Source organism: Robertmurraya sp. FSL R5-0851 (assembly GCF_038002965.1).
Taxonomy (GTDB): domain Bacteria; phylum Bacillota; class Bacilli; order Bacillales; family Cytobacillaceae; genus Robertmurraya_A; species Robertmurraya_A beringensis.
On the sequence record NZ_JBBOOE010000001.1, the window covers coordinates 1,767,745 to 1,792,240 of the forward strand.

At 38.7% G+C, this 24,496-nt stretch carries 21 protein-coding genes and 1 pseudogene; 21 read left to right on the forward strand and 1 reads right to left on the reverse strand.

Translation table 11 applies throughout. The features are described from left to right. The first annotated feature begins 15 nt into the window (after positions 1-15). The 3 genes from MKX65_RS09045 to MKX65_RS09055 are packed head-to-tail and all read left to right on the forward strand — an operon-like array spanning position 16 to position 2,745. Positions 16-900: an acetaldehyde dehydrogenase (acetylating) gene (locus tag MKX65_RS09045; RefSeq protein WP_340903320.1), complete on the forward strand. Its 885-nt coding sequence runs from the start codon at positions 16-18 to the stop codon at positions 898-900. 18 nt (positions 901-918) lie between these two features. After that, positions 919-1,944, forward strand: coding sequence for a 4-hydroxy-2-oxovalerate aldolase (gene dmpG, locus MKX65_RS09050; RefSeq protein WP_340903322.1), 1,026 nt, complete (start codon positions 919-921; stop codon positions 1,942-1,944). Positions 1,945-1,956: 12 nt separating this feature from the next. Further along, positions 1,957-2,745: a 2-keto-4-pentenoate hydratase gene (locus MKX65_RS09055; protein WP_340903323.1), complete on the forward strand. Its 789-nt coding sequence runs from the start codon at positions 1,957-1,959 to the stop codon at positions 2,743-2,745. A gap of 163 nt (positions 2,746-2,908) precedes the next feature. On the opposite strand, the gene MKX65_RS09060 is transcribed toward MKX65_RS09055, so the two are convergent. Beyond that, positions 2,909-4,408, reverse strand: a complete 1,500-nt coding sequence (locus tag MKX65_RS09060; RefSeq protein WP_340902990.1) for a transposase — start codon at positions 4,406-4,408, stop codon at positions 2,909-2,911. 255 nt (positions 4,409-4,663) lie between these two features. On the opposite strand from MKX65_RS09060, the gene MKX65_RS09065 reads away from it, so the two are divergent. The 18 genes and pseudogenes from MKX65_RS09065 (at position 4,664) to MKX65_RS09150 (ending at position 24,005) form a co-directional block, all read left to right on the forward strand. Beyond that, the gene (locus tag MKX65_RS09065) at positions 4,664-4,849 is read left to right on the forward strand and encodes a 4-oxalocrotonate tautomerase (protein WP_340903325.1); all 186 of its coding nucleotides are present in this window, start codon (positions 4,664-4,666) and stop codon (positions 4,847-4,849) included. Positions 4,850-4,983: 134 nt separating this feature from the next. Continuing rightward, positions 4,984-6,261: an IS110 family transposase gene (locus MKX65_RS09070; RefSeq protein ID WP_340903327.1), complete on the forward strand. Its 1,278-nt coding sequence runs from the start codon at positions 4,984-4,986 to the stop codon at positions 6,259-6,261. Positions 6,262-6,648: 387 nt separating this feature from the next. Further along, complete coding sequence (locus MKX65_RS09075; RefSeq protein WP_340903330.1) at positions 6,649-7,500, forward strand: DODA-type extradiol aromatic ring-opening family dioxygenase; 852 nt, start codon at positions 6,649-6,651, stop codon at positions 7,498-7,500. 54 nt (positions 7,501-7,554) lie between these two features. Then, a complete protein-coding gene (pobA, locus tag MKX65_RS09080; RefSeq protein ID WP_340903332.1) occupies positions 7,555-8,772 on the forward strand; it encodes a 4-hydroxybenzoate 3-monooxygenase in 1,218 nt (405 codons plus the stop codon). A 447-nt stretch (positions 8,773-9,219) separates the two neighbouring features. Further along, the gene (locus tag MKX65_RS09085; RefSeq protein ID WP_160545460.1) at positions 9,220-9,948 is read left to right on the forward strand and encodes a GntR family transcriptional regulator; all 729 of its coding nucleotides are present in this window, start codon (positions 9,220-9,222) and stop codon (positions 9,946-9,948) included. A 60-nt stretch (positions 9,949-10,008) separates the two neighbouring features. Then, complete coding sequence (locus MKX65_RS09090; protein WP_340903335.1) at positions 10,009-10,764, forward strand: PfkB family carbohydrate kinase; 756 nt, start codon at positions 10,009-10,011, stop codon at positions 10,762-10,764. 202 nt (positions 10,765-10,966) lie between these two features. Next, positions 10,967-11,302, forward strand: coding sequence for a hypothetical protein (locus tag MKX65_RS27070; protein WP_445677910.1), 336 nt, complete (start codon positions 10,967-10,969; stop codon positions 11,300-11,302). A gap of 12 nt (positions 11,303-11,314) precedes the next feature. Next, complete coding sequence (locus MKX65_RS09100) at positions 11,315-11,875, forward strand: SIS domain-containing protein (RefSeq protein ID WP_340903337.1); 561 nt, start codon at positions 11,315-11,317, stop codon at positions 11,873-11,875. Positions 11,876-12,084: 209 nt separating this feature from the next. Continuing rightward, on the forward strand, positions 12,085-12,975 hold the full coding sequence (locus MKX65_RS09105) for an acyl-ACP desaturase (protein ID WP_340903338.1): 891 nt from the start codon (positions 12,085-12,087) through the stop codon (positions 12,973-12,975). A gap of 27 nt (positions 12,976-13,002) precedes the next feature. Further along, positions 13,003-13,257: a hypothetical protein gene (locus MKX65_RS09110; RefSeq protein WP_160545456.1), complete on the forward strand. Its 255-nt coding sequence runs from the start codon at positions 13,003-13,005 to the stop codon at positions 13,255-13,257. Positions 13,258-13,425: 168 nt separating this feature from the next. After that, positions 13,426-14,457, forward strand: a complete 1,032-nt coding sequence (locus MKX65_RS09115; RefSeq protein WP_160545455.1) for a tripartite tricarboxylate transporter substrate-binding protein — start codon at positions 13,426-13,428, stop codon at positions 14,455-14,457. 59 nt (positions 14,458-14,516) lie between these two features. After that, positions 14,517-14,969, forward strand: coding sequence for a tripartite tricarboxylate transporter TctB family protein (locus MKX65_RS09120; RefSeq protein ID WP_340903339.1), 453 nt, complete (start codon positions 14,517-14,519; stop codon positions 14,967-14,969). Between the two features lie 32 nt (positions 14,970-15,001). After that, positions 15,002-16,528, forward strand: a complete 1,527-nt coding sequence (locus tag MKX65_RS09125; RefSeq protein WP_340903340.1) for a tripartite tricarboxylate transporter permease — start codon at positions 15,002-15,004, stop codon at positions 16,526-16,528. 72 nt (positions 16,529-16,600) lie between these two features. Then, positions 16,601-18,193 carry a sensor histidine kinase gene (locus MKX65_RS09130; protein ID WP_340903341.1) on the forward strand — a complete coding sequence of 531 codons (1,593 nt, stop codon included), beginning with the start codon at positions 16,601-16,603 and terminating at the stop codon, positions 18,191-18,193. Further along, on the forward strand, positions 18,190-18,897 hold the full coding sequence (locus MKX65_RS09135) for a response regulator (RefSeq protein WP_340903342.1): 708 nt from the start codon (positions 18,190-18,192) through the stop codon (positions 18,895-18,897). Before MKX65_RS09130 ends, MKX65_RS09135 begins: the two co-directional genes overlap by 4 nt. 209 nt (positions 18,898-19,106) lie before the next feature. After that, positions 19,107-21,914: a M14 family metallopeptidase gene (locus tag MKX65_RS09140; RefSeq protein WP_340903343.1), complete on the forward strand. Its 2,808-nt coding sequence runs from the start codon at positions 19,107-19,109 to the stop codon at positions 21,912-21,914. Positions 21,915-22,032: 118 nt separating this feature from the next. Next, positions 22,033-22,830 (forward strand): ABC transporter ATP-binding protein, encoded by a 798-nt coding sequence (locus MKX65_RS09145; RefSeq protein WP_340903344.1) that lies wholly within the window; start codon positions 22,033-22,035, stop codon positions 22,828-22,830. A 102-nt stretch (positions 22,831-22,932) separates the two neighbouring features. After that, positions 22,933-24,005: pseudogene (locus tag MKX65_RS09150) on the forward strand (DUF3231 family protein). Positions 24,006-24,496 lie beyond the last annotated feature (491 nt).

Sequence of the window (24,496 nt, forward strand, 5' to 3'; positions counted from 1 at the left end):
GAAAGGATGGGTGTTATGGGCAAAGTGAAGGTGGCCATTCTTGGATCAGGGAATATTGGTACAGATCTCATGGTGAAGCTTGGGCGGTCAGAGGTTCTAGAGTTAACGACGGTAATTGGAATTGATCCTAATTCTGACGGGTTAAAAAAAGCGAGAGAGCTTGGATATGAAACGATTGATAGTGGATTAAAAGGATTCTTAGAACGTCCGGAACTCGCAGATATTGTGTTTGATGCAACGTCAGCGAAAGCACATATAAGGCATGCAAAGCTTTTGCGAGAGGCAGGAAAACAGGTTCTTGATTTAACACCAGCAGCGGTTGGGCCACTTGTTGTCCCGCCTGTAAATATAAAAGAGCATGTAGACGCAGATAATATTAATCTGATTACGTGTGGGGGCCAGGCGACGATTCCAATGGTTCATGCGATACACGCTGTCCAACCAGTGGAATATGCGGAAATTGTTGCAACCATTTCTAGTAAAAGTGCGGGTCCGGGAACAAGGGCAAATATTGATGAGTTCACAGAAACGACCGCTCGTGGAATTGAAAAAATTGGTGGTGCCAGAGTAGGAAAAGCAATCATTATCCTGAATCCAGCCGAGCCTCCGATCATGATGAGAGACACTATCCATGTTTTAGTAAAAGGGGATCACGTGGATGAAGTTGGGATTACTCGTTCCATTAAAGAAATGGAAAAACAAGTGCAAGAATATGTACCTGGGTATAAGTTAAGACAGGAACCCATCTTCAACGGAAACCATGTGACTGTATTTATTGAGGTAGAAGGCGCAGGAGATTATTTGCCGAAGTATTCTGGAAATCTTGATATTATGACGGCAGCTGCTGTGAAAGTTGCGGAAGAATGGGCAAAACGTAAAATTTCACAAGCCATTGTATAAGAGAAAGGAGGAGCTAAAATGGAAGAAAAACGTGATGTAATACTGACAGAGGTTGCATTAAGGGATGGTAGTCATGCCATTAGGCATCAATTCACAGTGGAACAGGTCACTCAAGTGGCAAAGGGGTTAGACGAAGCAAATGTTCCTTATATTGAAGTTTCACACGGAGATGGTTTAGGTGGATCCTCATTGCAATATGGATTTTCTCGAACGAATGAAATGGAATTAATTGAAGCGGCAGCGGCAACAGTAAAGCAGGCTAAAATCTCTGTTCTCCTTATTCCCGGAATTGGAACGAAGCAAGAATTAAAGCATGCGGCACAGCTTGGTGCCAAGATGGTGAGGGTGGCGACTCATGTGACAGAGGCCGACGTGGCCCCACAGCATATTGCTCTTGCAAAAGACTTAGGTCTTGAAACGGTAGGCTTCTTAATGATGTCTCATATGGCTCCAACGGAAAAGTTAGTAGAGCAAGCGAAGCTTATGGAAAGTTACGGTGCGGATAGTGTGTATGTGGTTGATTCTGCAGGAGCTCTTTTACCACATGAAGTGAAGGAGCGAATCCGTGCGCTTAGACAAAGTCTTTCGATTGATATTGGGTTTCATGCCCATAACAACTTATCATTAGCAGTGGCAAACAGTATTACCGCGATTGAAGAAGGTGCCAGACGGATTGATGGAAGTATTCGCTGTCTTGGTGCTGGTGCAGGAAATACTCAGACTGAAGTACTCGTAGCAGTGCTTGACCGCTTAGGAATTCAAACAGGAGTAGATCTTTACAAAATGATGGATGTAGCGGAGGAAATCGTTGCTCCTATCTTAGAAAAACCACAAGAAATCACAAAAGACGGTTTGGTGCTGGGGTATGCGGGCGTCTACTCTAGCTTTCTATTACACGCACAAGCAGCAGCCAGAAAATTTGGAATTGATTCCCGTGATATTCTCGTTGAGCTTGGAAAAATGAAAGTGGTTGGCGGTCAGGAGGATATGATTCTTGATGTAGCGGCAGAACTTGCCAAAAAACTACAAACGGCGGGATTATAAGGAGGAAATGTGATGGCGACAGTGGAATATAAAGAGATTGCTAAATATTTGATTGCTGGTGAAGAAGAGAAACGCGAGGTCGTAAAAGTAACAGAGAATATCAAACCGGATCTTTCCGTGGAAGAAGGATATCTCGTCCAACAGGAGCTCGTCAATATTAAGCTAGAAGAAGGGAGAAGAATTGTCGGACCTAAAATGGGTTTAACTAGCAAAGCAAAAATGCAGCAAATGAATGTAAATGAGCCCATCTATGGATATGTGTTTGATTATATGTTGATTGAAAATGGTGGAAAGGTTCATCTACAGGACATGATTCACCCAAAAGTAGAAGCAGAGATTGCTTTTGTAATTGGAGAAGACATTGAAGGACCAAACGTGACAGCAGCAGATGTGTTGTCAAAAACAGAATATGTTATTCCAGCTCTTGAACTGATTGACAGTCGGTATGTTAATTTTCAATTTACTTTACCAGATGTCATTGCTGATAATGCTTCCACATCTAGAGTCGTTTTCGGAACATCTTTTCATAAGCCGGACAAATTTGATCTTGATTTAGTAGGAGTGACACTTTCTATTAATGGTGAAATAAAGGAACTAGGTGCAGGAGCGGCTGTACTTGGACACCCAGCGGAAGCGATTGCGATGCTAGCTAATATGCTTTCACGTAAAGGCGAAAAGGTTCGCAAGGGCGATGTGATTTTATCTGGAGCGATAACCAGTGCTATTTTGCTAGAAAAAGGAGATGTTGTCACTGGTCGGTTCGATGGATTAGGTGAAGTATCTTTCGTGGTGACAGATTAGTTATAACATATATAGACTCTCGGAATAACTAAGTCATTTTTATGGGATTTGTAAAAAAATAACTGGAAATTAGCTTCGATTCGATGAAAATTCCTTTTTTTCATTTCCTTTTTCAAAAAAATGCATACCAAATAAGCCTTGCTTATAAAATTTTTAAAAATGATTAAGCAGACTTTTTAAAAATGACATTTTCGAGATTCAGCTTTTCTTTTTTAACGTCGTACCAAGCATCAATATGTTGGCACATCATAATGGCATAAGTCCGAATGTACCACATTTTCGTGGAACGATGACGACCTAATTCTAAATGATAATCAACCTTTTCACGTTTGTTCGACCGTTCTACAGATGTACGACGCTTATAAGTTAGCTTCCACTTTTCAGACGTTCTCGGAGTCTTAGTAAACAACCGAAGGTTGTCCTTCCGGAATGTATGAAATGTTCGACCGTATTTAGCTTTAGAACAGGGATTCTCACAAGTAATTTTTGTGCCGCATGCGAGTGGACATCTCCATTTCTGCCGGTTTTTGGATTTATCAAAACCATTGGGCTTCATTTTTAACCCTGCAGAACAAATTGGTGTCCCTTCGGGAGATATTTGTATATCGCTTTCAGTGCTGAAATTTTTCTTGGTTCGAACATTCAGATCAATGAAAGGCTCGATATTATAATGATCTAGCAATTCATAAATAGGTTCCGCATCATGAGCAGCATCCAAGAGAATCTTACCAATTGTGCCCAAGGTAGTGCGTTGCGAAAATTCAATAGAACTGGCAACAAGACTGACAGAATCATGCCGGGAAGCTGGTTGAAGTCTTGGATACAAGGGTAGGTCGTATCGACTGTCGCTAGTGGATAACATGTAGAGATGGTATCCGTTGAAGTAGCGTTCCCGTGAACTGTCCCACCCTGAGTCGATGTCAGGTTGGGAATAATGACGAGGATGGTTACAATTCGTTAGTCCTTGGGCACTGCATTCACAAGTACGCTTGCTTCTTGGAAATCTAGCCGTTTCAATCGGGGTACCGTCTCCGACAACCCCTAGAGCGTCCAAGTCTCCGAGTAAGCCTAGGTTCGCTGATACATGGAGAAATTGAGATTGAAATAATTCAAATAATCGATCGCTTGGCAGCACTTTTTTCTTAGCATCATAACGAAAAAAACGATCGATTAACTTTCTAACTATACCTGGACTTGATGGGGACGCTTTTTCGCCTTTCTTGGGTTTCTTCTTTTTCTTTTTTTGGCGTTTCGGTTTGATATTGGGTTTTATATTAGCGTTATCCCTTCCCCATAAACGGTGGAAAAAATCGTAGAAAGTCCCTATACCAGGAACTTTCCCCGGTTCAAAGCCACTCATGATGGCATAGAAAGGCACTCGATACAATTCATCAACCCATTCAGTAATACTGAGAGTTGGTTTAGCCAAAAGAAGCAAAAGGTAAGAGCGCATCATAGAAGACGGATCACGAGGCTCCGGACCTTTATTCGAATAAGAGCTCCGAAGCCACGAGGTAATCTGAGAAAGGTCAGTGATCCATAACTTGTAAATAATGGGCCAATCATTATTTACAATAGTAAGGACGTTACCAGAGTAATGCTTTCTTAATTGTTCTAAAACGAAGTTTTGGTAATCTTCATGACTAACGACAGTTGGCTTCACCTCAACACCCCAATTCACGGTTTATAAGGAAATAAATCCCTTCGCCGGCGATTATTGTGGTGTTTTCAAAAAGTCAAGTATTTTCGACAAAAAAATCAACAAAATTTCACTGAGGAATTTCCAATTCTTCTTATAAAACGTGAAACATCCCCCTACTAAAAGTAGGAGGAATCAAATAAAAATGGTACAAGAAAATCCTTGTACCATCTAACTCGGCGAATGCCGAGAGTCTATATATGAGAAAGGAGGCATCTTATGCCAATCATTCAAGTTCAAATGATGGAAGGCAGACCAGAGGAGAAAATTGCGGAAGTGATTCAGAATATTACAAATGCGGTTGCTGAAACATTGGACGCTCCAAAAGAGAGTATTCGAGTATTAGTCACAGAGATTCCGAAAACTCATTGGGGAGTAGCAGGAGTGCCAAAGTCAAAATCGTAAAGACTATAATAGGAGCATTCCTGTTAGAAGGATTTTCGGGGACTTGAACAAAAAAGAGCCCTCTTGGTATGATACGGGGTGTCAAATCGTGTACCGAAATGACCCCTAACTTAGTAAACCAAGGAGGACTCCATATGAATTTTAAACAAAACCAGAAGATAAATCAAGTCACCGAAAAAACACTTGTTGTTGGAATCGACATTGCCAAACGTACACATTACGCATGCTTTGTGGATGATCGTGGACGGGTGCTCCGAAAGTCATTCTCTGTTTCTCAATCTCGAGATGGGTTTGAGCTTTTCTATCAATGTGTTCTAAGTGAAATGAAAGAACAAGAGAAAACGGAAGTTATCGTCGGGATTGAACCTACTGGCCATTACTGGCTCAATTTAGCCTATTTTCTAGAAGAACGAGGCATCCCCCTAGTTATGGCCAACCCTATGCACGTCAAGCGATCAAAAGAGTTAGACGACAATCTACCAACCAAACATGATCGTAAAGATGCGCTAGTAATCGCTCGTCTTATAAAAGATGGACGCTTCAGTTATCCACGTATATTGAAAGACATGGAAGCCGAACTCCGTGTGGGCGCAACCTTTAGAAGTAAGTTGACAGAGGAACTTGGAGCTGTCAAAAATATGATGATTCGCTGGTTAGATCGCTATTTTCCTGAGTTTACCCAGGTGTTTCCGTCATTCGGAAAAATGGCTATGGCTGTACTTGAATGTACCCCATTTCCAAGTGATCTTCATCAGAAACAACCCGATGAAGTTTTAACTCTTTATCGTCAGGTTGAGGGACTCAAATCCCCCCAGAGACCGAAAGCAATGCGTCTCATTGAAGTCGCTGCTAACTCCATAGGAGTAACAGAGGGACGTGAGATGGCCCGTATTGAAATCGCCACACTCGTTCGCCGTTACCACCAGTTGGAACAAGATATTGAAAGTATTACACAGCACTTAGTTGAACTTACACAAACATCCGTAGAGTACGAATGGCTCTCAACGGTTCAAGCACTTGGAGATATCACAATTGTCGATTTATTAGCTGAAATCGGTAGCTTTTCACACTATAGAGATCCACGCCAAATCATTAAACTTGCGGGACTAACATTACGTGAAAATTCCTCTGGGCAGCATAAAGGACAAAAACGCATTTCCAAAAGAGGCAGAAGAAGGCTTCGCGCCCTCCTTTTCCGGGTAATGATGCCGATGATTCGCCATAATGAAGCCTTTAGAAAACTACATGAGTATTACACAAGCCGTAAGGATAATCCGTTACGCAAGAAGCAATCTATCGTGGTACTATGCGGAAAACTATTAAAAGTGTTACATGGAATATGTACAAAGCACAAAGCGTTTGACGCTCAGCGAATGATGAAGGATATTCCTAGTCTCGCAGAGGCTATGTAAAGTTCTACATCCCCTTAACAGACCTAGACAACAGGATGACACGGAGAAGCTGGCAATATTTTTTCCATTCGACCTTGAGTCCCTATAGGAGCTTCGCTAGCCTCTGCCTTATGACTAGACCGAACGAAGGAATGTAGGCACATTGATGCCCAGAGACATGGGAGGGTACGTCATCATAAGCTACGCAGAGATCCATTGTGCATCACATAATTCTCCAACACTACTTACCACTATTATCCAGTAGTGACCGCGTAGCGTACCCATGTGTTGGGATAGATTAACATAATATAAAAATATTGTTAGGGAACGTGTCGAAAAATATTTTTTTGACACCCCACCAACGGGGTAAACCGTTGATAGATCAACATTTATAGAGGGAGGTTCACTATGACTATTGAGTTATGTACATTAGTTCCACATGTTCCAAGTATCTGCCATGAGGAAGCAGTACCGGATTTTCAAAGAAATATGGTAGAAGGATTAAAAGAGGTGGCAAAAGATATTGAAAGAATTGCTCCCGATGTCATTGTGTTAGTATCCTGCCATTGGCCATCTACTTTCTTCCATTATGTAGATTGCACACCTGAGCATAAAGGGATTTTAACAGCCTATGAAGCTCCCGATCTAATTAAGGATATTCCATATTATTATCCAGGAGATGCTGATTTGGCAAACCAGCTTGTGAAAGCTGGAGTGAATGCTGGTTTACAAGTACAAGGAGTAAATGATCCCTATTATATTTGGGATTACGGAACAGTTGTCCCACTAAGGTATCTTGTACCGAAAGAAGATATTCCTATCATTAATTTATCAGTTACTCTTGCTGCTAGTATCGAAGAAACATATAAATGGGGTCAAGAGATTGCTAAAGTCTTGCATGCAACCGAAAAAAAGGTCGTTTTTGTATCGAGTGGCGCTTTATCTCATAATTTAGTGCGCGGCCGACATAATAAGCCAACCGTTGCGGAACACTCTCTAGATAAGCAATTCATCGAGTTCGTAATGAGCAAAGACTATCAATCTGCTTACGAAATGTTACCTGAATATGCAAGGATGGCTAGGGTTGAGTCTGGCGGACGCCATCTAGCTATGTTGTTTAGCATGCTTCAAAAGGATGATGAGGTTGCATACTTAGCAGATGGGCAATCGTCTGGAAGTTGGAACGTATTATTAACCTTTGATTCCAAAAAGGTCGTAGGCTTGGAAGCAATGGAAGATAGTAAAGCGGTAAAGAAATAAATGTCTTTTAATTAGTAGTTGTGTAAGCGTTAACAACAAAAGGAAGGTGATTTTATGCGAACGAAAGTAGGTATCATTGGAGCGGGGCCAGCTGGATTAATGCTGTCCCATCTCCTGCATCTTCAAGGAATTGACTCGATTATTCTTGAAAATCGATCGAAGGAAGAAATTGAGGGGACGATTCGTGCAGGAGTGCTCGAGCAAGGTACAGTTGATTTGCTTAATAGTACAGGAATTGGAAGTAGGATGATGAGAGAAGGACATATTCACCATGGAATTGAACTTCAGTTTAATGGCCGCAGACATAGAATTGATATGAATGAATTGACCGATGGAAAGAAAATTATGCTTTATCCTCAACATGAGGTGATTAAGGACTTGCTTGAAGCTCGCCTAAAGGCTGGTGGAAAGATCTACTTTAACGTAAAAGATGTTCAATTCCACAATGTTGAGACGAACTCTCCAACTATTAGCTTCATACAGGAAAATGGGACTGAGGTAGAACAAATTGAATGCGATTTCATTGCAGGCTGTGATGGGTTTCATGGACCAAGCCGCCAAGCGATACCAAAAGAAGAAAGAGTGGAAAAACAAAAAATCTATCCCTTTGGTTGGCTAGGAATTCTTACCGAAACTCCACCAGTACATCCAGAACTTATCTATGTTCACCACGACCGAGGCTTTGCACTATTAAGTACTCGTACCCCTAAGATTCAACGCCACTACCTTCAAGTTGATCCAAAAGACGATATTGCGAATTGGTCAGATGACAGAATTTGGTCCGAGCTACATGCAAGGGTGGATACTTCAGATGGATGGAAAATGATTGATGGACCGATTATTCAGAAAAATATTGTTGCAATGAGAAGCTTTGTTTGTGAAACGATGCAGTATGGAAGATTATTTCTAGCTGGTGATTCCGCACATATTGTACCGCCAACTGGTGCGAAGGGGCTGAATCTAGCCGTGGCTGATATTCAAGTATTAGCAAAAGGAATCAGTGAGTTTTATCATGCAGGAAACGAAGAAACTTTGGAACGTTACTCTTCTATTTGTTTGCAAAGAGTATGGAAAGCCCAGCGATTCTCCTGGTGGATGACAACGATGCTTCATAGAAATGTTGAACAGACACCGTACGAATATGGAATTCAAATCGCTGAGCTTGACTATGTTACATCTTCCAAGGCGGCTGCAAGAAGTTTGGCCGAAAATTATGTTGGTTTGCCAATGGAGTTTAAAGGATTGGAATTCAACCAGCAAATTTTAAACTAATCTAATAAAATTAATGGGATGAAGAGGAAATTAAATTAGGAGATGGAAAATAATAATGTGGTTGTTAGGCAATCATTTTTTAGGTCGTGATTCTATTGATCACGCCTTTTCTGTTATGCAAAAAAAATGAGTTTTGAGTTCGTTTTAAAAATAATGTTGGAAATTGTTGATGGAAAAATCAAAAAAGATTCTATGGTTTTGTTGACAACACTGAATATTTGAACTATTCTAAATTTAACAAGAGTGTAATCGCTTTCAAAGAAATCCTACAATCGAATCCTACCAATTAATATGCATTACTTCTTCTACAGAGCTTGTATTTCCTACTTACTTTAAATGGTATATACCAAATTGACTTTTGAAAAGCTAAGGACAGAGCATTGAATTTTCCTATATAATGTAAATATATTTTTCAAAGTATTTTAACCATTTGAAGCAGGTGAGGGAATGTATAAAGGGGAAGAAGAAACACCTTTTTATCAACAATTAAAAGATAAAATCATTGATGATATTGAAAGCGGGAAACTAAAGCATGGAGATAAGCTCCCATCCGAGAGGGAGTTGGCTGAACAATATGGGATCAGTCGGATGACAGCAAGACATACGCTTTCCATTTTAGAAAGAGAAGGAGTAGTGGAACGAAGAGTTGGTGCGGGAACCTTTATTTCTAATTATAAAATTGAAATGGATTTTATTACTTTTAATAGCTTTACAAGAACGATGTTGGGCAGGGGGTTAACACCAAGTACTCAAGTACTTTCTATTAAAAGAAGTCCTGTAAAACCAGGTATAGCTAATAAGCTACATATTTCAGTAGGTGAAGAAATTGTGATCATTAAGCGTTTGCGGAATGTGAATGGAATCCCCATTTCTATTGAAGAATCCTTTATTCCCTATAAATTCTGTCCAGGCATTGATCTCCGAATTACAAACAATCATTCGCTTTATCAAATGTTAGAAAGTGAATATGGTATTACGCTAGTAAAGGCCAAAGAATATATGAAGGTGAAACTAGCAGAAGAAAGTGATAGTAAATTACTTAGAATTCGATCCGAGAGTCCATGTGTGTTACGTGAAGCTGTTGCCTACGATGACAAAGGCCAATCAATTGAATTTTCAACATCACTAACTAGAAGTGACATTGTTAGATTTTATTCCGAGTTACATCTGAAATGAGATTCATTTCAGGTTAATAAAAATGGTATATACCATTAAAAGACAAGGGGAGGGAAAGTAATGAGAGTCATTGGGGTTGGAGATAATGTAGTGGATAAGTATATGTATAAGAGAATCATGTATCCAGGAGGAAATGCACTTAACTTTAGCGTTTATGCTAAGCAACTTGGAGTAGAGGCATCTTATCTAGGTGTTTTTGGAGATGACAAAGCTGCAAATCATATTATTCACACGCTTAATGATTTGGAAATCGATATTTCTCATTGCCGACAGCATTCTGGGGAAAATGGCTTTGCTGCGGTCGATCTTGTCGACGGGGACAGAGTATTTATCGGAGGGAATGATGGAGGTGTGCAAAATTCTCATCCTATCATTCTCACACAAGAAGATTTGAATTATATCCAAACATTTGAATTGGCTCATAGCAGCATTTATAGCGGAATGGAGGGAGAACTACACAAGTTAAAGGAAACTGGTATTCGAGTATCTTTCGATTTTTCGACTGATTATAATGAAAGCGTTTTAAATGAGATTTGCCCTCATGTAGATATTAGCCTTCTCTCGTGTGGTCAATTACAAACAAATGAAATAAAAGACTTGTTAACACTCGTGTGTTCTTTAGGAAGTTCGATGGCTATTGGGACGATGGGTTCTAGAGGAGCAATGGTGTTTAACGGGACAAACTTTTTTGAACAGAAGCCCCATTATGTCAAACCAGTGGATACTCTTGGCCCAGGAGATTCTTTTTTCACGGCTTTTATCCTTGAGTACTTAAAAGGTTCACCTCCAGCTACTTACTGCTCGGTTTATTCATAATCATGGAGAATTTCCTGACTATGAACAATTTACAAAAGAATTAGCACTTCTCCCACAAGGAATCGTTCAAGCTGTTGAAGAATTTGATCCTCGTGCAGAGCAATTTGCCATTAAGCACAAAGATACCCAATACCATATGTTAGTCGGAGCAGGGAATCTTTGGGGCAATACTTACTCCTACGCTATGTGTATCTTAGAAGAAATGCAATGGATTAAATCAAAATCGATTCATGCAGCAGAGTTTTTCCACGGAACATTGGAGCTCGTGGAGGAAGATACAAGTGTCATCTTGTTTAAAGGGGAAGATGAAACAAGGCCGTTGGTAGATCGAGTAGAAAGATTTGCTGAAAAAATAACAAAAGAGTTATTTATCATTGATACAAAGGATTATCCGTTAGAAGGAATTAGTGAAAAGTTTCGAAAGTTTTTTGCTGTCAATGTAAACTGGGCATTAACTGGTCAGATTAGTGTGTATTTGGAAAGGGAAAGAAACCATCCTCTAGAGCTAAGAAGATATTACCGCAAAATGGAGTACTAAGGGGTGGAAAACATGTTTAACTTTGACAGAGATAGATTTCTACGAATTCAAAATGGGGCGATCGGTTTAAAAGATGAATTAGACGTAGTGATAGATGAAGTAGTCACAAAAGGAATAAAAAATGTATTTTTTGTTGGTACAGGTGGAGCCGCTATCATAATGTATGCGGCAGAACATATCTTAAAGAATCGCTCAACCTTACCGGCTTTTACAGAAATATCCTCTGAATTAATGGTTACGAATCACCAGCATTTAGGCGAACAATCTTTAGTTATTCTTCCGTCTTTATCAGGAACAATGAAAGAAACGGTGGAAGTGGCAAATTTTTGTAAGGAAAAGGGTGCCACCACTATTTGCTTGGTAGGTCATGCGAATACAGCACTTACTGAAGTGACAGATTATTCGTTTGTTAACTTTGCAGAGGATGACACATCTTGTGAATCATTCTATCTTCAATCTTTCCTCATTGCCTTTCGGCTAATGTATAAGAGACAGGAGTTGATTATCCACTCGATGGAATATCAGAGCCATTTAGACCGTTTGTATCGCCAATTGTGTTGGCAACTTTACTAGAAAGAATAAGCTGTCATTTGGAAGAAGTCAGAAACCATCCTCTCACGACAAGAAGATACTATAAAAAAGTTCCTTTCTAATTTTCCAAAAACTGTAGACATCCCTTTGTGTCTACAGTTTTTTATTTTTCATATCTCTTTATCTTATCGAAAAATTCTGTTAAAATCACTTATTAAAGCTACAAAGTAAATAATGTAAGGGGTTAATCGATGTTAAATTCAGATTTGGATACACGCTTAGAACCAAAAATTAAAGAATTATATCAGTTACATAAGGAACGATCGGCTAATATTGACTGGAGTTACCATGAGTTTATTCCGTGGGACAAGGCAATGTCCTTTAAGAGAGTGCCTTGGGATAAAAGCCAAGTGACTCTACCAGAAGCAGTTATTGTGGCGATTGAGACAGCATTGCTTACTGAAGTGAATTTGCCTTGGTATACATCTCATCTGGATTATACTTTTAAAAACTCTATGGAAGTAATTAATGATTTCGTTCGCACATGGACGGCAGAAGAAGACCAACACTCTAGTTTACTCGAAACCTATTTATTGGTGACTCGTAACGTGGATCCGAAACGATTACATGAACTAAGAAAGCGAATGGTTGAAAGTGGTTGGTTCCCTGACTTCACTAACCCATTAGCAACGATGGCTTATACTTCTCTGCAAGAGTTAGCTACTCTAGTGTTTTATAATAATGTCGCAAAAATTGCTAGTCCTCACGATAAAGATTTGGCAACCTTGCTAAGAAGATTAGCGAAAGACGAAGCTCTTCATTATGCGTTCTATCGTGATACGGTGAAAGCACATCTGGAACTTGATCCTAATTTCCTTGTATTTTTCGAAGATGTCATTATCAATTTCTCTATGCCAGGTGCCGTTATGCCAGATTTTAATGAGAGAATGAAAACAATCGCGCTAGAAGCGAATTATGGTCCATTACAATATTTTGATCAAGTCTTAGATGTGGTTGTAACGTATTGGGATATTGAAAACCTTCAGCCTACTACGGAAGAAGCGAAACAATCCCAAGCAAATATTATGAAATATCATGGGCGATTAAAGCGAATTAAAGAACGTCAATTAGCGAAAAAATAATAGCAAGAGGTAAGGAAGGATAAAATAATGACAACACAATGCGAGATATGTAAAAAAGAAACAAATAACAGAGTTAGTTATTTAGAGTTAGAAACTTGGGAGTTTGAGTTTCTAAAGAAGGAGAAAAAAACCTTCTATTCAATCTGCTTCCCTTGCTTTGACCAACATACCAATCAATTTATTGATAAAGAAACGGATCTAGAATTAAGAAAAAAACGTTTGTTATCCGTAAGTAAAGAAATTCAAGAAGAAATAGAAGAAATTCTTACGGTAGAAGTGTAATAAACCTAACCAGTTTCCATGACGAAACTGGTTTTTTTGTGTTGTTTTTCCTCGTGAACAAAATGAACAAAATGATTAATAAGTTTTTAATGTTGTTTAAATGTATAATTCAAAAAATGTTCAAAAGTTTTGTAAAATTAAGAAAACGCTTACAAAGGGGGATTCAAAATGTTTTCTTTTAAAAAAATATCAGCTTGTTTTTGTGCAGGAGTATTAGCGCTAAGCCTTGGTGCATGCAGTAGTGGTGAACAAACAGCAGGATCTGACAATAAGGAAAAGAGCTCAGGGTACCCTACAAAAGCTATTTCAGTAGTAGCACCATCAGGAGCAGGTGGTGGATGGGACTTAACGGCCCGCTCGTTAACGAAGGTGTTAGCAGCGACAAAGATTGTCGAACAACCGTTAACGGTAGAAAATAAGCCGGGTGGAGGCGGTGCTGTTTTTATGGCTGAATACGCTACCCAACAAGTTGAAAATAATGACATGCTATTTGTTAATTCTCCACCGATTATTATTAATAATTTGAAAAAAGAAGGAAATAGTCCATTCGGTTACAAAAATACAACACCTCTCGCACAATTAACGAAGGATTATGGAGCGATTGTTGTAAAAGCAGATTCAAAGTTTACAGACTTAACATCCGTTTTGGAAGAGGTAAAAAAGGATCCTAGTAAACTAACATTTGCAGGCGGTTCTGCACCAGGCTCCATGGATCACTTAATTTCTATTCTTCCCGCTTATAAATATGGTGTGGATCCGACAAAAGTAAAGTACGTGTCCTATGATGGCGGGGGAGAAGCGATCACGGCATTGCTTGGTGGAAATGCAGATGTAATTGGGACGGACGCTTCTAGTGTGAAGGAATTTTTAAGATCAGGTGATGTTCGAGTGTTAGCTGTTACTTCAACCGAGCGTATTGGCGGTGATTTCAAGGATGTGCCGACAGCGATTGAACAAGGAGTCGAAGCTGAGTTTACTATTTGGCGTGGGGTATTTGGTCCTGAAAAGATGTCAGAGGAAGCAAAAGCGTATTGGGAGTCAACTTTAGAAAAACTTGTAAATTCTCCAGAGTGGGAGAAGGAAGTAGAAACACAAGGCTGGGAAATGGAATATAAAAACACCTCAGATTTTACAAAGTTCTTAGAAGAACAGGAAACACAGGTTCAACAATTGTTAACGGCTTTAGGCATGGAGAAATAAATGGATTTAGGGGAGGAGTTGTCCTTCTCCCCCTAATTTTTTTTGAAAGGGGAGTACAAATGGATATTAAGTTCGATCGTATTGCATCTGTGCTGTTTCTCGCAATTGGAGTTTTGTTTATTATCGGTAGCCGAAATCTCGCTAGCACTTCGTATGGAAGTTCTGTAGGGCCAGATATTTTCCCTTCCATTCTCGGTGCCTTACTTGTCCTTTTAAGTATTCGTTTATTTTACGAAACTTTTGTGAAGATGGGTCATCACGGTGAAAAGGAGAAACTCCAATACAAGCCATTTCTTATCATCTTTGTTGCTACTCTTTTTTATATTTTGACATTAGAAACCATTGGGTACGTCATTACCACTTTTATCTTTTTATTTGTTTGTTTTCAGACAATGGAACGTACAAAATGGGTGAAGTCCCTCATCATTTCTGCTTGTTTTTCAGGCGTTGTGTATTTTTCATATGTACAAGTGTTAAAGGGAACTCTTCCTGGCTGGCCAATTTGGTTTTAGCTTGAAAGGGTTGTAGAGAGGAGAAGGGAAGTATGGACACACTTGATTATTTATTTCAAGGTTTCGGAACGGCGCTAATCTGGTATAATATCGCGTTTGCTTTTGTTGGAGTGTTAATCGGTACAGCTGTTGGTGTGCTGCCTGGCATTGGTCCGATGAGTGGGGTAGCACTGCTGATTCCAGTCACTGCATCCATTACGGGTGGACTTCCTCCGGAGCAAGCAGCTACAAGTGCAATCATTCTGCTTGCTGGGGTATATTATGGAGCGATGTATGGTGGTTCAACCACTTCCATTCTATTAAATACACCAGGGGAATCATCATCGGTTGTGACAACCTTGGATGGGTATCAAATGGCGAAAAAGGGGAGGGCGGGAAGTGCGTTATCGATTGCAGCGATCGGTTCTTTTGTTGCTGGTATCGTGACTCTTGTTGCACTCATTATGTTGGCCAAACCATTGTCAGCAGTTGCTCTCAAGTTCGGTCCTGCAGAATATTTTTCTCTCATGTTATTAGGTCTAGGGGCTGTTAGTGGTTTAGCAGGAAAATCTGTTACGAAGGCATTGATTATGACCATTTGCGGGTTACTGCTTGGGACGATTGGTATTGATAGTGTCTCAGGTATTGCTAGATTTACGTTTGATGTTCCTTGGCTCTACCAGGGAATTGAATTTTTAACGATAGCAGTTGGATTGTTTGCTCTTGGTGAAGTTTTCAAGACCATCTTAGAAAAAGAAGAAGATGAGGTAAATATTGCAAAAATTAATAATTTACTTCCTTCCAAGGATGAATTCAAGGAATCTGCTGGACCGATTGCTAGAGGTTCGATACTAGGTTTTTTTGTAGGAATATTACCAGGTGCTGGTGCGACACTCGCTTCCTTCTTTTCTTATATTCTAGAAAAAAAGATTTCTAAGAACCCTTCCAAATTCGGTACCGGATCCATTGCAGGGGTTGCAGCGCCGGAGTCTGCAAATAATGCAGCATCGGGTGGTGCAATGATTCCGTTATTAACGCTTGGTATTCCAGGTTCAGGCACCACAGCGATATTAATGGGTGCACTGATGATGTATAACGTCCAACCAGGGCCGTTATTGTTTGAAGATCACCCACAGGTAGCCTGGGGACTGATTGCTAGTATGTTTATCGGGAATATCATGCTTTTAGTTTTAAATCTTCCATTGGTAAAAGTGTTTGCGAAAATAATTCAAACACCTAAGCAATTCTTAATTCCTATTATTATCGCTATCTCCATTTTTGGTGTGTATGCGGTTCAAGTTTCCACATATGATTTATTGTTGTTACTAGGTTGTGGGATTCTTGGATACTTTTTAAGCAAGAATGATTATCCGATCGCACCCATAGTACTAGGGTTGGTATTAGGACCGATGGTTGAAAATAACCTTCGAAGAGCACTAACGATTTCTAATGGAGATTTCAGTGTATTTTTGACAAGGCCGGTTTCCCTAGCTTTTCTACTCATTACACTCCTTTGGCTAATCATTCCTTTCCTAATGAAAAGAAGAGGGAAAGAAGTTATTATTAACGTGGAAGGATAATTTATTTGAAATAGTTCGAAAACTCCTTTTCATAAGGAGTTTTTTTACTATAATGAGAATAGAGGTGTTTGGATGCGTTTACATACAAAGTTAATGCTCGGAATTTTTATTGTCATAGTTGTGATTGGAGGCATATTTGGGTACACCTTTAAACAAATCATGGAATCAAATCTGAAAAATGAAATGGGCTCTAAAGCGTTATCAGTGGCTCAAACTGTTGCAAATATACCAGAAATTCAAGAAGCCTTTGAGACAAAAGATCCGGCTACTATTATACAGCCCATTGCAGAAAAAATCCGAAAGCAAGTGGTGGCAGAATTTATTGTAATTGGGAACTTAGATGAAATTAGATATTCCCATCCGAACCCTATTCGTTTAGGGCAGAAAATGGTTGGAGGAGATAATAGCCGTGTTTTTAAAGGGGAATCAATTATCTCAGAGTCAACGGGGACATTAGGACCTTCACTCAGGGGAAAAACTCCTATTTTTCATAATGGAGAAGTCATTGGTGTAGTATCAGTTGGGTATCTCCAGACGGATATAGAGTTGAAGGTGGCAAAAATACAGAAAAAAATATTTGTGGTTACCTTTCTGATATTAATAGGGGGACTACTAGCGGCTCTTTTAATCTCTTTAAATATTAAAAAAGCTATGTTTGGATTAGAACCAAAAGAAATCGCCTGGATGTATCAGGAGAAACATGCCATTTTAGAATCAATTCATGAAGGAATTATAGCAATAGGTACAGATGGCAGGATCACAGTTGTAAATGAAACCGCTCATAAAATTTTACGAGTACCCAATGAGGTCTTACTTCGGGGGAAGAGAATTGAAGAGGTGTTAGAGAACACAAAGCTTCTAAGTGTGGTTCAGACAGGGAAGGCGGAATATGATCAGGAAATGATGATATTTGATTCGGTCTATTTGGCAAATCGAATTCCTATTCATAATAAAAAAGGGAACGTTATTGGAGCGGTTGCTAGTTTGCGGAACAAGTCTGAACTAGCACATTTACTACAGGAATTATCCCATGTAAAGGCTTATGCAGAGGGATTACGAGCACAAACACATGAGTACTCGAACCGTCTTTATACTTTGTTAGGGCTAATACAGTTAGGGTCATATAAGGAAGCAATTGATTTTATTTCACATGAAGTAGATGTTGCTCAAGGGTTCGTTCAATTTCTGATGAAAGAAATTCCTGACCCTATACTTGCTGGATTTATCCTTGGGAAAACAAGCTTGGCGAGTGAATGGAAAGTGAATTTCCTTGTTGATAGAGAAAGTAGCTTTAAAGATATTCCTGTTGAGATGAATCGAGATTCGCTAGTTACGATTATTGGGAACTTAATCAACAATGCTTTTGAAGCAGTAAGGGATAATGAAAAAGGAGAAAAAAATGTAACCCTGTTTCTAACCGATCTTGGGAAAGATCTAATTATTGAAGTCGAAGACAACGGAAATGGTATTGAAAGCAGCAAAAGTGATTTGATTTTTCGTGAAGGGTATTCAACCAAGAACAAAAAGAGTAATGCGGGTATCGGTCTTAGTCTCATTCATAGGGAAATGGAAGCACTTGGTGGAACCATTACTTATTCATCTCAAATAGGAGAGGGTACGATTTTTACCGTTGCGATACCGAAAAACAGGGGGAGTGAGAAATGAGGAACCGTGAGATCGAAGTGTTAATTGTCGAAGATGATCGTAGAATTGCTGAGATACAGCAGCGGTATATAGAACAAATTCAAGGGTTTCAGGTCGTAGGGATTGCTGCAAGTTATATAGAAGCGAGAACATTGATTGATATTTTGAAGCCAGATTTACTCCTGTTAGATGTTTATTTTCCAGATATGAATGGATTGGACTTGCTGAAAGAAACGAAACAGCTTGAAAAGCACACAGATGTGATCATGATTACCGCGACAAAAGAGTTAGATAAAGTGCAAGAGGCAATTAGTATTGGTGTGTTCGATTATATGATTAAACCTGTCGTCTTTGATCGTTTTAAACAGGCGTTGCAACGATATCAAGATTTCCACAATAAACTACTTTTGTTAGGAAAAGAAAATACGCTTATTACACAGCAGGAGGTTGACAGTCTATTACGGAAAGAAGTAGAAGTAACAAGTAACAATGATCGCTCGTATTTGCCAAAGGGAATCGACCCATTAACCCTTGAAAAAGTACTTGAAGTATTAGGAAAAGTAGGAGTGGGACTAACAGCAGAAAGCGTGGCAAAAGAAATTGGAGTTAGTAGAACCACAGCCCGCCGTTATTTAGAGCATCTAGTATCAGTAGAAAGAATTGAAGCTGATTTAGCCTACGGAACAGTGGGTCGTCCTGAACGAGTGTATATTGTAGAGAGATAGATTGATATGAACCCTCTTCCTAAAATGGGAAGAGTTTATTTATGGGCAGGAGAGACTTATGGACTAGTAGTTTAATAATATATCCATGGTGAATAGCGGAATTTGTCGAACAATTTCCTTCGTATATCGAACTAAATTCCCTGTTTGTTATCCGAATATTCTGTTATGTTAACTTGGTAGTCTATTATATACATAGAAGGGATGATTTTATGAAGAAGCGATTTACGGCTTTACTAGGATTCTTACTAGTTTTAGCCCTATTCACACAGGCTGCTTTTCCTGTTCTGGCTACTGAAACAGTCGAAGCCTACGATGTGATAGAGTTAGAGACTACTAGGTCTTTATTCTCACTCACAGAGGTTAGAACAGTAGAAGTTCAAGCGGATTTTGGAGAGAATGTTGATTTAAGTCAACTAGAGTTTCAATTTGGAGGGAAGAGCCTCTCTGAATGGAAAAAGTGGACAAGTGGGACAACTTATAATGAAGATCCTTTTATTAAGGTGATCGAAGAGCCACATTTTGTTGATGGCACAACAACCATCAAGGCAACATTAGAGTTTGGTCTTCTTTATAATAGAGACAATCTCTCGAACCGTACGATTCGTACGCAATATCAACAATTTATTGGAGAATATGAGTTAGCGTTAATAAATCCTGCTAGCCAAACAAAGGCCGCTAAAACCGTCAAACTAAATGTATATGATCAATTTCATTTCTATGAAGAATTAAAGCCAACTATTGACCAAGTATTTGAGGAAGCAAATGCAGCAAATGACCGTTATCTTGAATACCAAAGTTTAGGTAAAACCGTACAAGGTCGTGACCTTCATTTTGTTATTTTAGCAAGAGATCAAGCCGCAGTTGATAAGTATTTAAACGAAACTTTACCTACGGCCTTAGAAAATCCTGATTCATTATTAGAAAAGCTTGAAAATGGAACAATGGGAGACTATCAAGTTCCTGTGTGGATAAACAATATTCACCCTGATGAAGTGGAGGGTGTGGATGCACAGGTTGAGTTATTTAAGAAATTTGCCCTTGAAGAGGAAGTCACTTTTAATACGGTTGTTGACGATCTGGAACAACCTGTGACTTTGAATGTGGATGAGGTTCTTGATGATGTTATCTTCCTTTATATGTTTACAAATAACCCTGATGGCAGAGTTCTTAACACAAGAGCTAACGCTAATGGACTTGACTTGAACCGTGATAATCACTATCAAACTCAAATCGAAACACAGGAAGTAACACAAGAGATTGCGAAGTGGACTCCACTTTCATTCCTTGATATGCATGGATATGTAAGTGGCTTCTTAATTGAACCAACTACTCCTCCACATAACCCGAACTTTGAGTATGATTTACTTTACGGCAATATGATTGAGCAAGCCCACGCGATGGGGAAAGCAGGGATTAGTAATTCTGCATATAACTCTTATGAAATTCCAGCTCTAGACTACGGTGATGGTTGGGACGATATGACTCCAGCCTATACTGCGATGTATGCGATGCTACACGGTTCACTTGGCCACACTATTGAAACCCCAGCATTAAGTCAAAATGGATATGATGCGATGTATGGGACAGGTCTTGGAGCAACGCTTTATGTTACTGAAAACAAAGATGAATTGTACAAAAACCAGCTTGAAATTTTTAAGCGTGGTGTAAATGGGGAAGACAATCGTGCTGTGGATGAATACTTTGTCAATGCTAACGGAGAATCTATAGGTCGTGTAAGAGGAGATAATGTTAACTTTTTCCCAGAATATTATGTAATCCCAGTTGATATTGCAGGGCAAAAAAATACTTTGGAAGCAACGAAAATGGTAGAGTATTTACTTCGTAACGGTGTAAAGGTCGAACAAACGACAACAAATACAGAAGTAAATGGTGTTACTTATCCAAAAGGAACGTTTGTCGTTCCAATGGACCAAGCAAAACGTGGATTGGCCAATGCGATGCTTTATAAAGGTGATGATGTATCGGACTGGGGAGCGATGTACGATCCAATCGTTGTAAACTTCCCGGCTTTAAGAGGGTTTGATATTAATGAAGTTCGAGTGTCCAATGCTTTTGAAAACAAAACGACAGAAGTAGAAAATCTTACATTACCAACAGGTGAAGTGGTTGGTAAAACACCAAAGCAAGTATTATCAAACACGAATAATGATACTGTGAAACTAATAAATGAGCTATTAAGAGACGGTAAAGTCGTAGAAAAAGCAATGGAAACAAAGGGCAAGGTGAATAAAGGCGATTATATTGTGAGCACAAAAGATTTAGCTGGATATGCTGACTATTACTACGAAGCTTCACCAGTTGGTACGACTCAAAATGTAAAAACAGAAAAATTAACACTTCCTAAAGTGGCTGTTACAGGGTCATCCCAATTAATCTTCTCATTGAAGGAATTAGGATTTGAACTAGTTAGTCAAGCGGAAGCAGATGTAATTGTAAGTGATAGTGGTGCCTTTAATGCTAATAGCCTTGCAGGGAAAGCGTATGTTGGTATGGGTATTAATGCGCTCAATGCGGTGAAAAATAGCGGTTTGCTATCAGGCTATGAGTGGGATTACACAAGTGCAGGTCACGAAGGACTGTTAAAAGCAAAAGTAAATGATCATCTATTAACTTCTGGTTATCAGTCCGATGAGCTACTATATACAACCAATGGAGCGTGGATTACTTCCGTTCCTAAAGAGGCAGAGGTACTTGCAACTGTAAGTAGCAGTGATGATTTCTACGTTGCTGGCTGGTGGCCAGGACATGAAGAGGCAAGGGGGCAAACACTTGCCTTTACACAAAATCTTGAAGACACGAACATCACCTTATTTGCAAATGATTTAGCTTTTAGAGCACATACACAGCATAGCTTCCGTCTCTTAGCTAACAGCATTTTTGCTTCGGTTGGATCCGAGGTTGCGAAGAAGGGTAAAGGCTCTGTGAAGGATAAAGTTACTAAGAAGAACAAACAAGTTGAACCGTCCTTCTTTGAAAAAGGAAGAGATAGAGAATAGAAACATAAACAGGAAGGTTCTCAATCTAAGGTTGAGAACCTTCCTATTTATTAATTAATGAAAATTTCTAATAATGTGATAATATAACGGTAATTGAGTAAGTGAAGGGAGAAACAAGATGGTATTACATATGAAAGATGTTTCGTTTATTAGAGGGGAAAAATGGATATTACAGCATATAAATTGGAACATTCATGAAGGGGAGAACTGGGTTTTATTTGGGTTAAATGGAGCTGGAAAAACCGCATTGCTTAATATAATAAATGGTTATTATTATCCAACAAAAGGGAAAGTCAGCGTGCTAGGAAGAGAATTCGGGAGAGATCCTATTGGTGGTGAACTACGAAGGCATATTGGTTTTGTATCTTCTTCTTTACAACAAAAATTCCATCCTGGGGATAATGCCTTTGAAGTCGTATTAAGTGGTGCGTATGCCTCTATTGGTCTTTACGAAACACCATCAGATGAAATTAGAGAAAAAGCCATCACTTTATTAAAGGAGCTTGGTTGCATCCATTATGCGAATCGTAACTATGAGAATCTCTCACAAGGTGAAAAGCAAAGAGTTCTTATCGCACGTTCTTTAATGTCAAATCCGTCTCTATTAATCCTGGATGAACCTACGAATGGCTTAGACTTCATTGCAAGAGAAGAATTTTTAGAAACAATTGAGGAAATTGCTAAAAAAGAAAATGCACCAACGATGGTTTATGTCACTCACCATATTGAAGAAATTTTGCCTGCATTTAATAAAACATTGCTATTAAAAGAAGGGACTGTTTTTTCAGCAGGAGATACGAATGAAATGATTTCAAGTTCTAAATTGTCTCAGTTTCTTAGTTTGGATGTAGAAGTGTTTTGGAAGAACGGTAGACCATTGGTTTCTAAACGTATAACAAGTGAAAAATTATTCTGAGCCGTCATAACTAGACAGGCTCTTTTTTATTACCACTTAGTTAGGAATAAAATTCAAATGGTAGAAAAAACTAAAAAAAATGTGTGTGAAGGAGCTCTTACCTTGAAGACGATTAAGCCGATTAAATTGGGGTCAACTAAAACGAGTGCAAAGGAAAAATTAACATCTGCAGAAATGGGGAAACTTTGGGCAACATATTCTGGTAACAGTATGTCAAAATGCATAATAAGCTATTATCTCCAACATGTTGACGACAAAGATATTAAAGTCTTATTAGAGAATGCACTAAACTTGTGTGAAGATTTTATGAGAGCAAGTAAAGAGATTTTAGATAAAGAAGGCTTTCCGTTGCCTATTGGGTTTAGCAAAGAAGATGTGAATTTGGGGGCTCCAAGATTATTTGAAGATGAATTTTATGTTCATTATTTGAAATATGCTGCAAAAGCAGGGATGAGTATATATAATGTTGCCATCCCACTTGTTTATAGAGACGATGTTAATGAGTTTTTTACTTACTCGTTGAAAGCAACAATCGATTTTATGAACCAAATCAAAGAAGTACTAATGAATAAAGGATTTATTTTTAAGCCACCCTTAATCCCGTACCTGAAAAAGTTGAATTTGCGCATAAGGATTTTTTAAACGGCTACTTAGGACATGTACGACCTTTACACGCATTAGAAATCACCCATTTTTACGATAATATTGAAAATAATGTAACCAGTAAGGCATTGATTGCAGCATTTGCACAAGTAGTAAAAGACGAAAAAATTCGTGAATTGTTTCAAAAAGGTAGAGACATGACGACAAACAATATTGAGAGCTATATGAAAATGTTACATCATGAAAATTTACCTTCACCTTCTTTCCTAGATCATTTAGTGACAACATCTACATTCTCTCCTTTTTCAGATAAGCTAATGTTATTTCACAAGATGGATATGTTTTCAATGAAAATGAGAGCATTTGGAAATTCGGTAGCCGTTAATGGCAGACATGACGTAGGGCTTCTTTATACAAAATCTTTAATGAAAATTTCAACATTTGTAGAAAGTGCTGCAAGAATCATGATTGAAAAGGGATGGATGGAACTACCCCCAAAAGCTGTTGATAGAGATAATCTCAATAAAATAGGAAAAAGTTACGGACAGGATGAAACGTTAAATTCAAATTGAAGGGGTATTGGTCCAAGAGGATTAATGCCTTTTTTTATAGAAGCATTAGTGTAAGATATGAAGGATTTTAGAATACTAACTATTCATCTATTTATTAAAAAAAAAAGGGGATTGGTTGATCATCATGTAAGAGAAATAGTAACAAGATAGATGTCCCCTTTTTTTACTAGTAATGACATTACTTGCCATCATTCCTAATAATCGATATATGCTTGGGTAATAAAAAACCGAAAGTTAGAAGGAAAACGAAAATGGAAATAGACCAATGCCATCCTTTGTATTTCATATATCCAGAATGGATCATCCCAAATTCTATTAAGAGTGATAGAAAAGTAAAACCAATCGTCAATTTCCATTTATTTTTCTTTGTTAGGTAATTTAAGTAAAGAATGGAAAGTGAGGTGGGTATAAAGGTATAACTGAGAATATCTCCAATGAAATGCTTATAATTACAGGAAACCATAAGCCCTTTGCTCCAAAATCTAAATTCT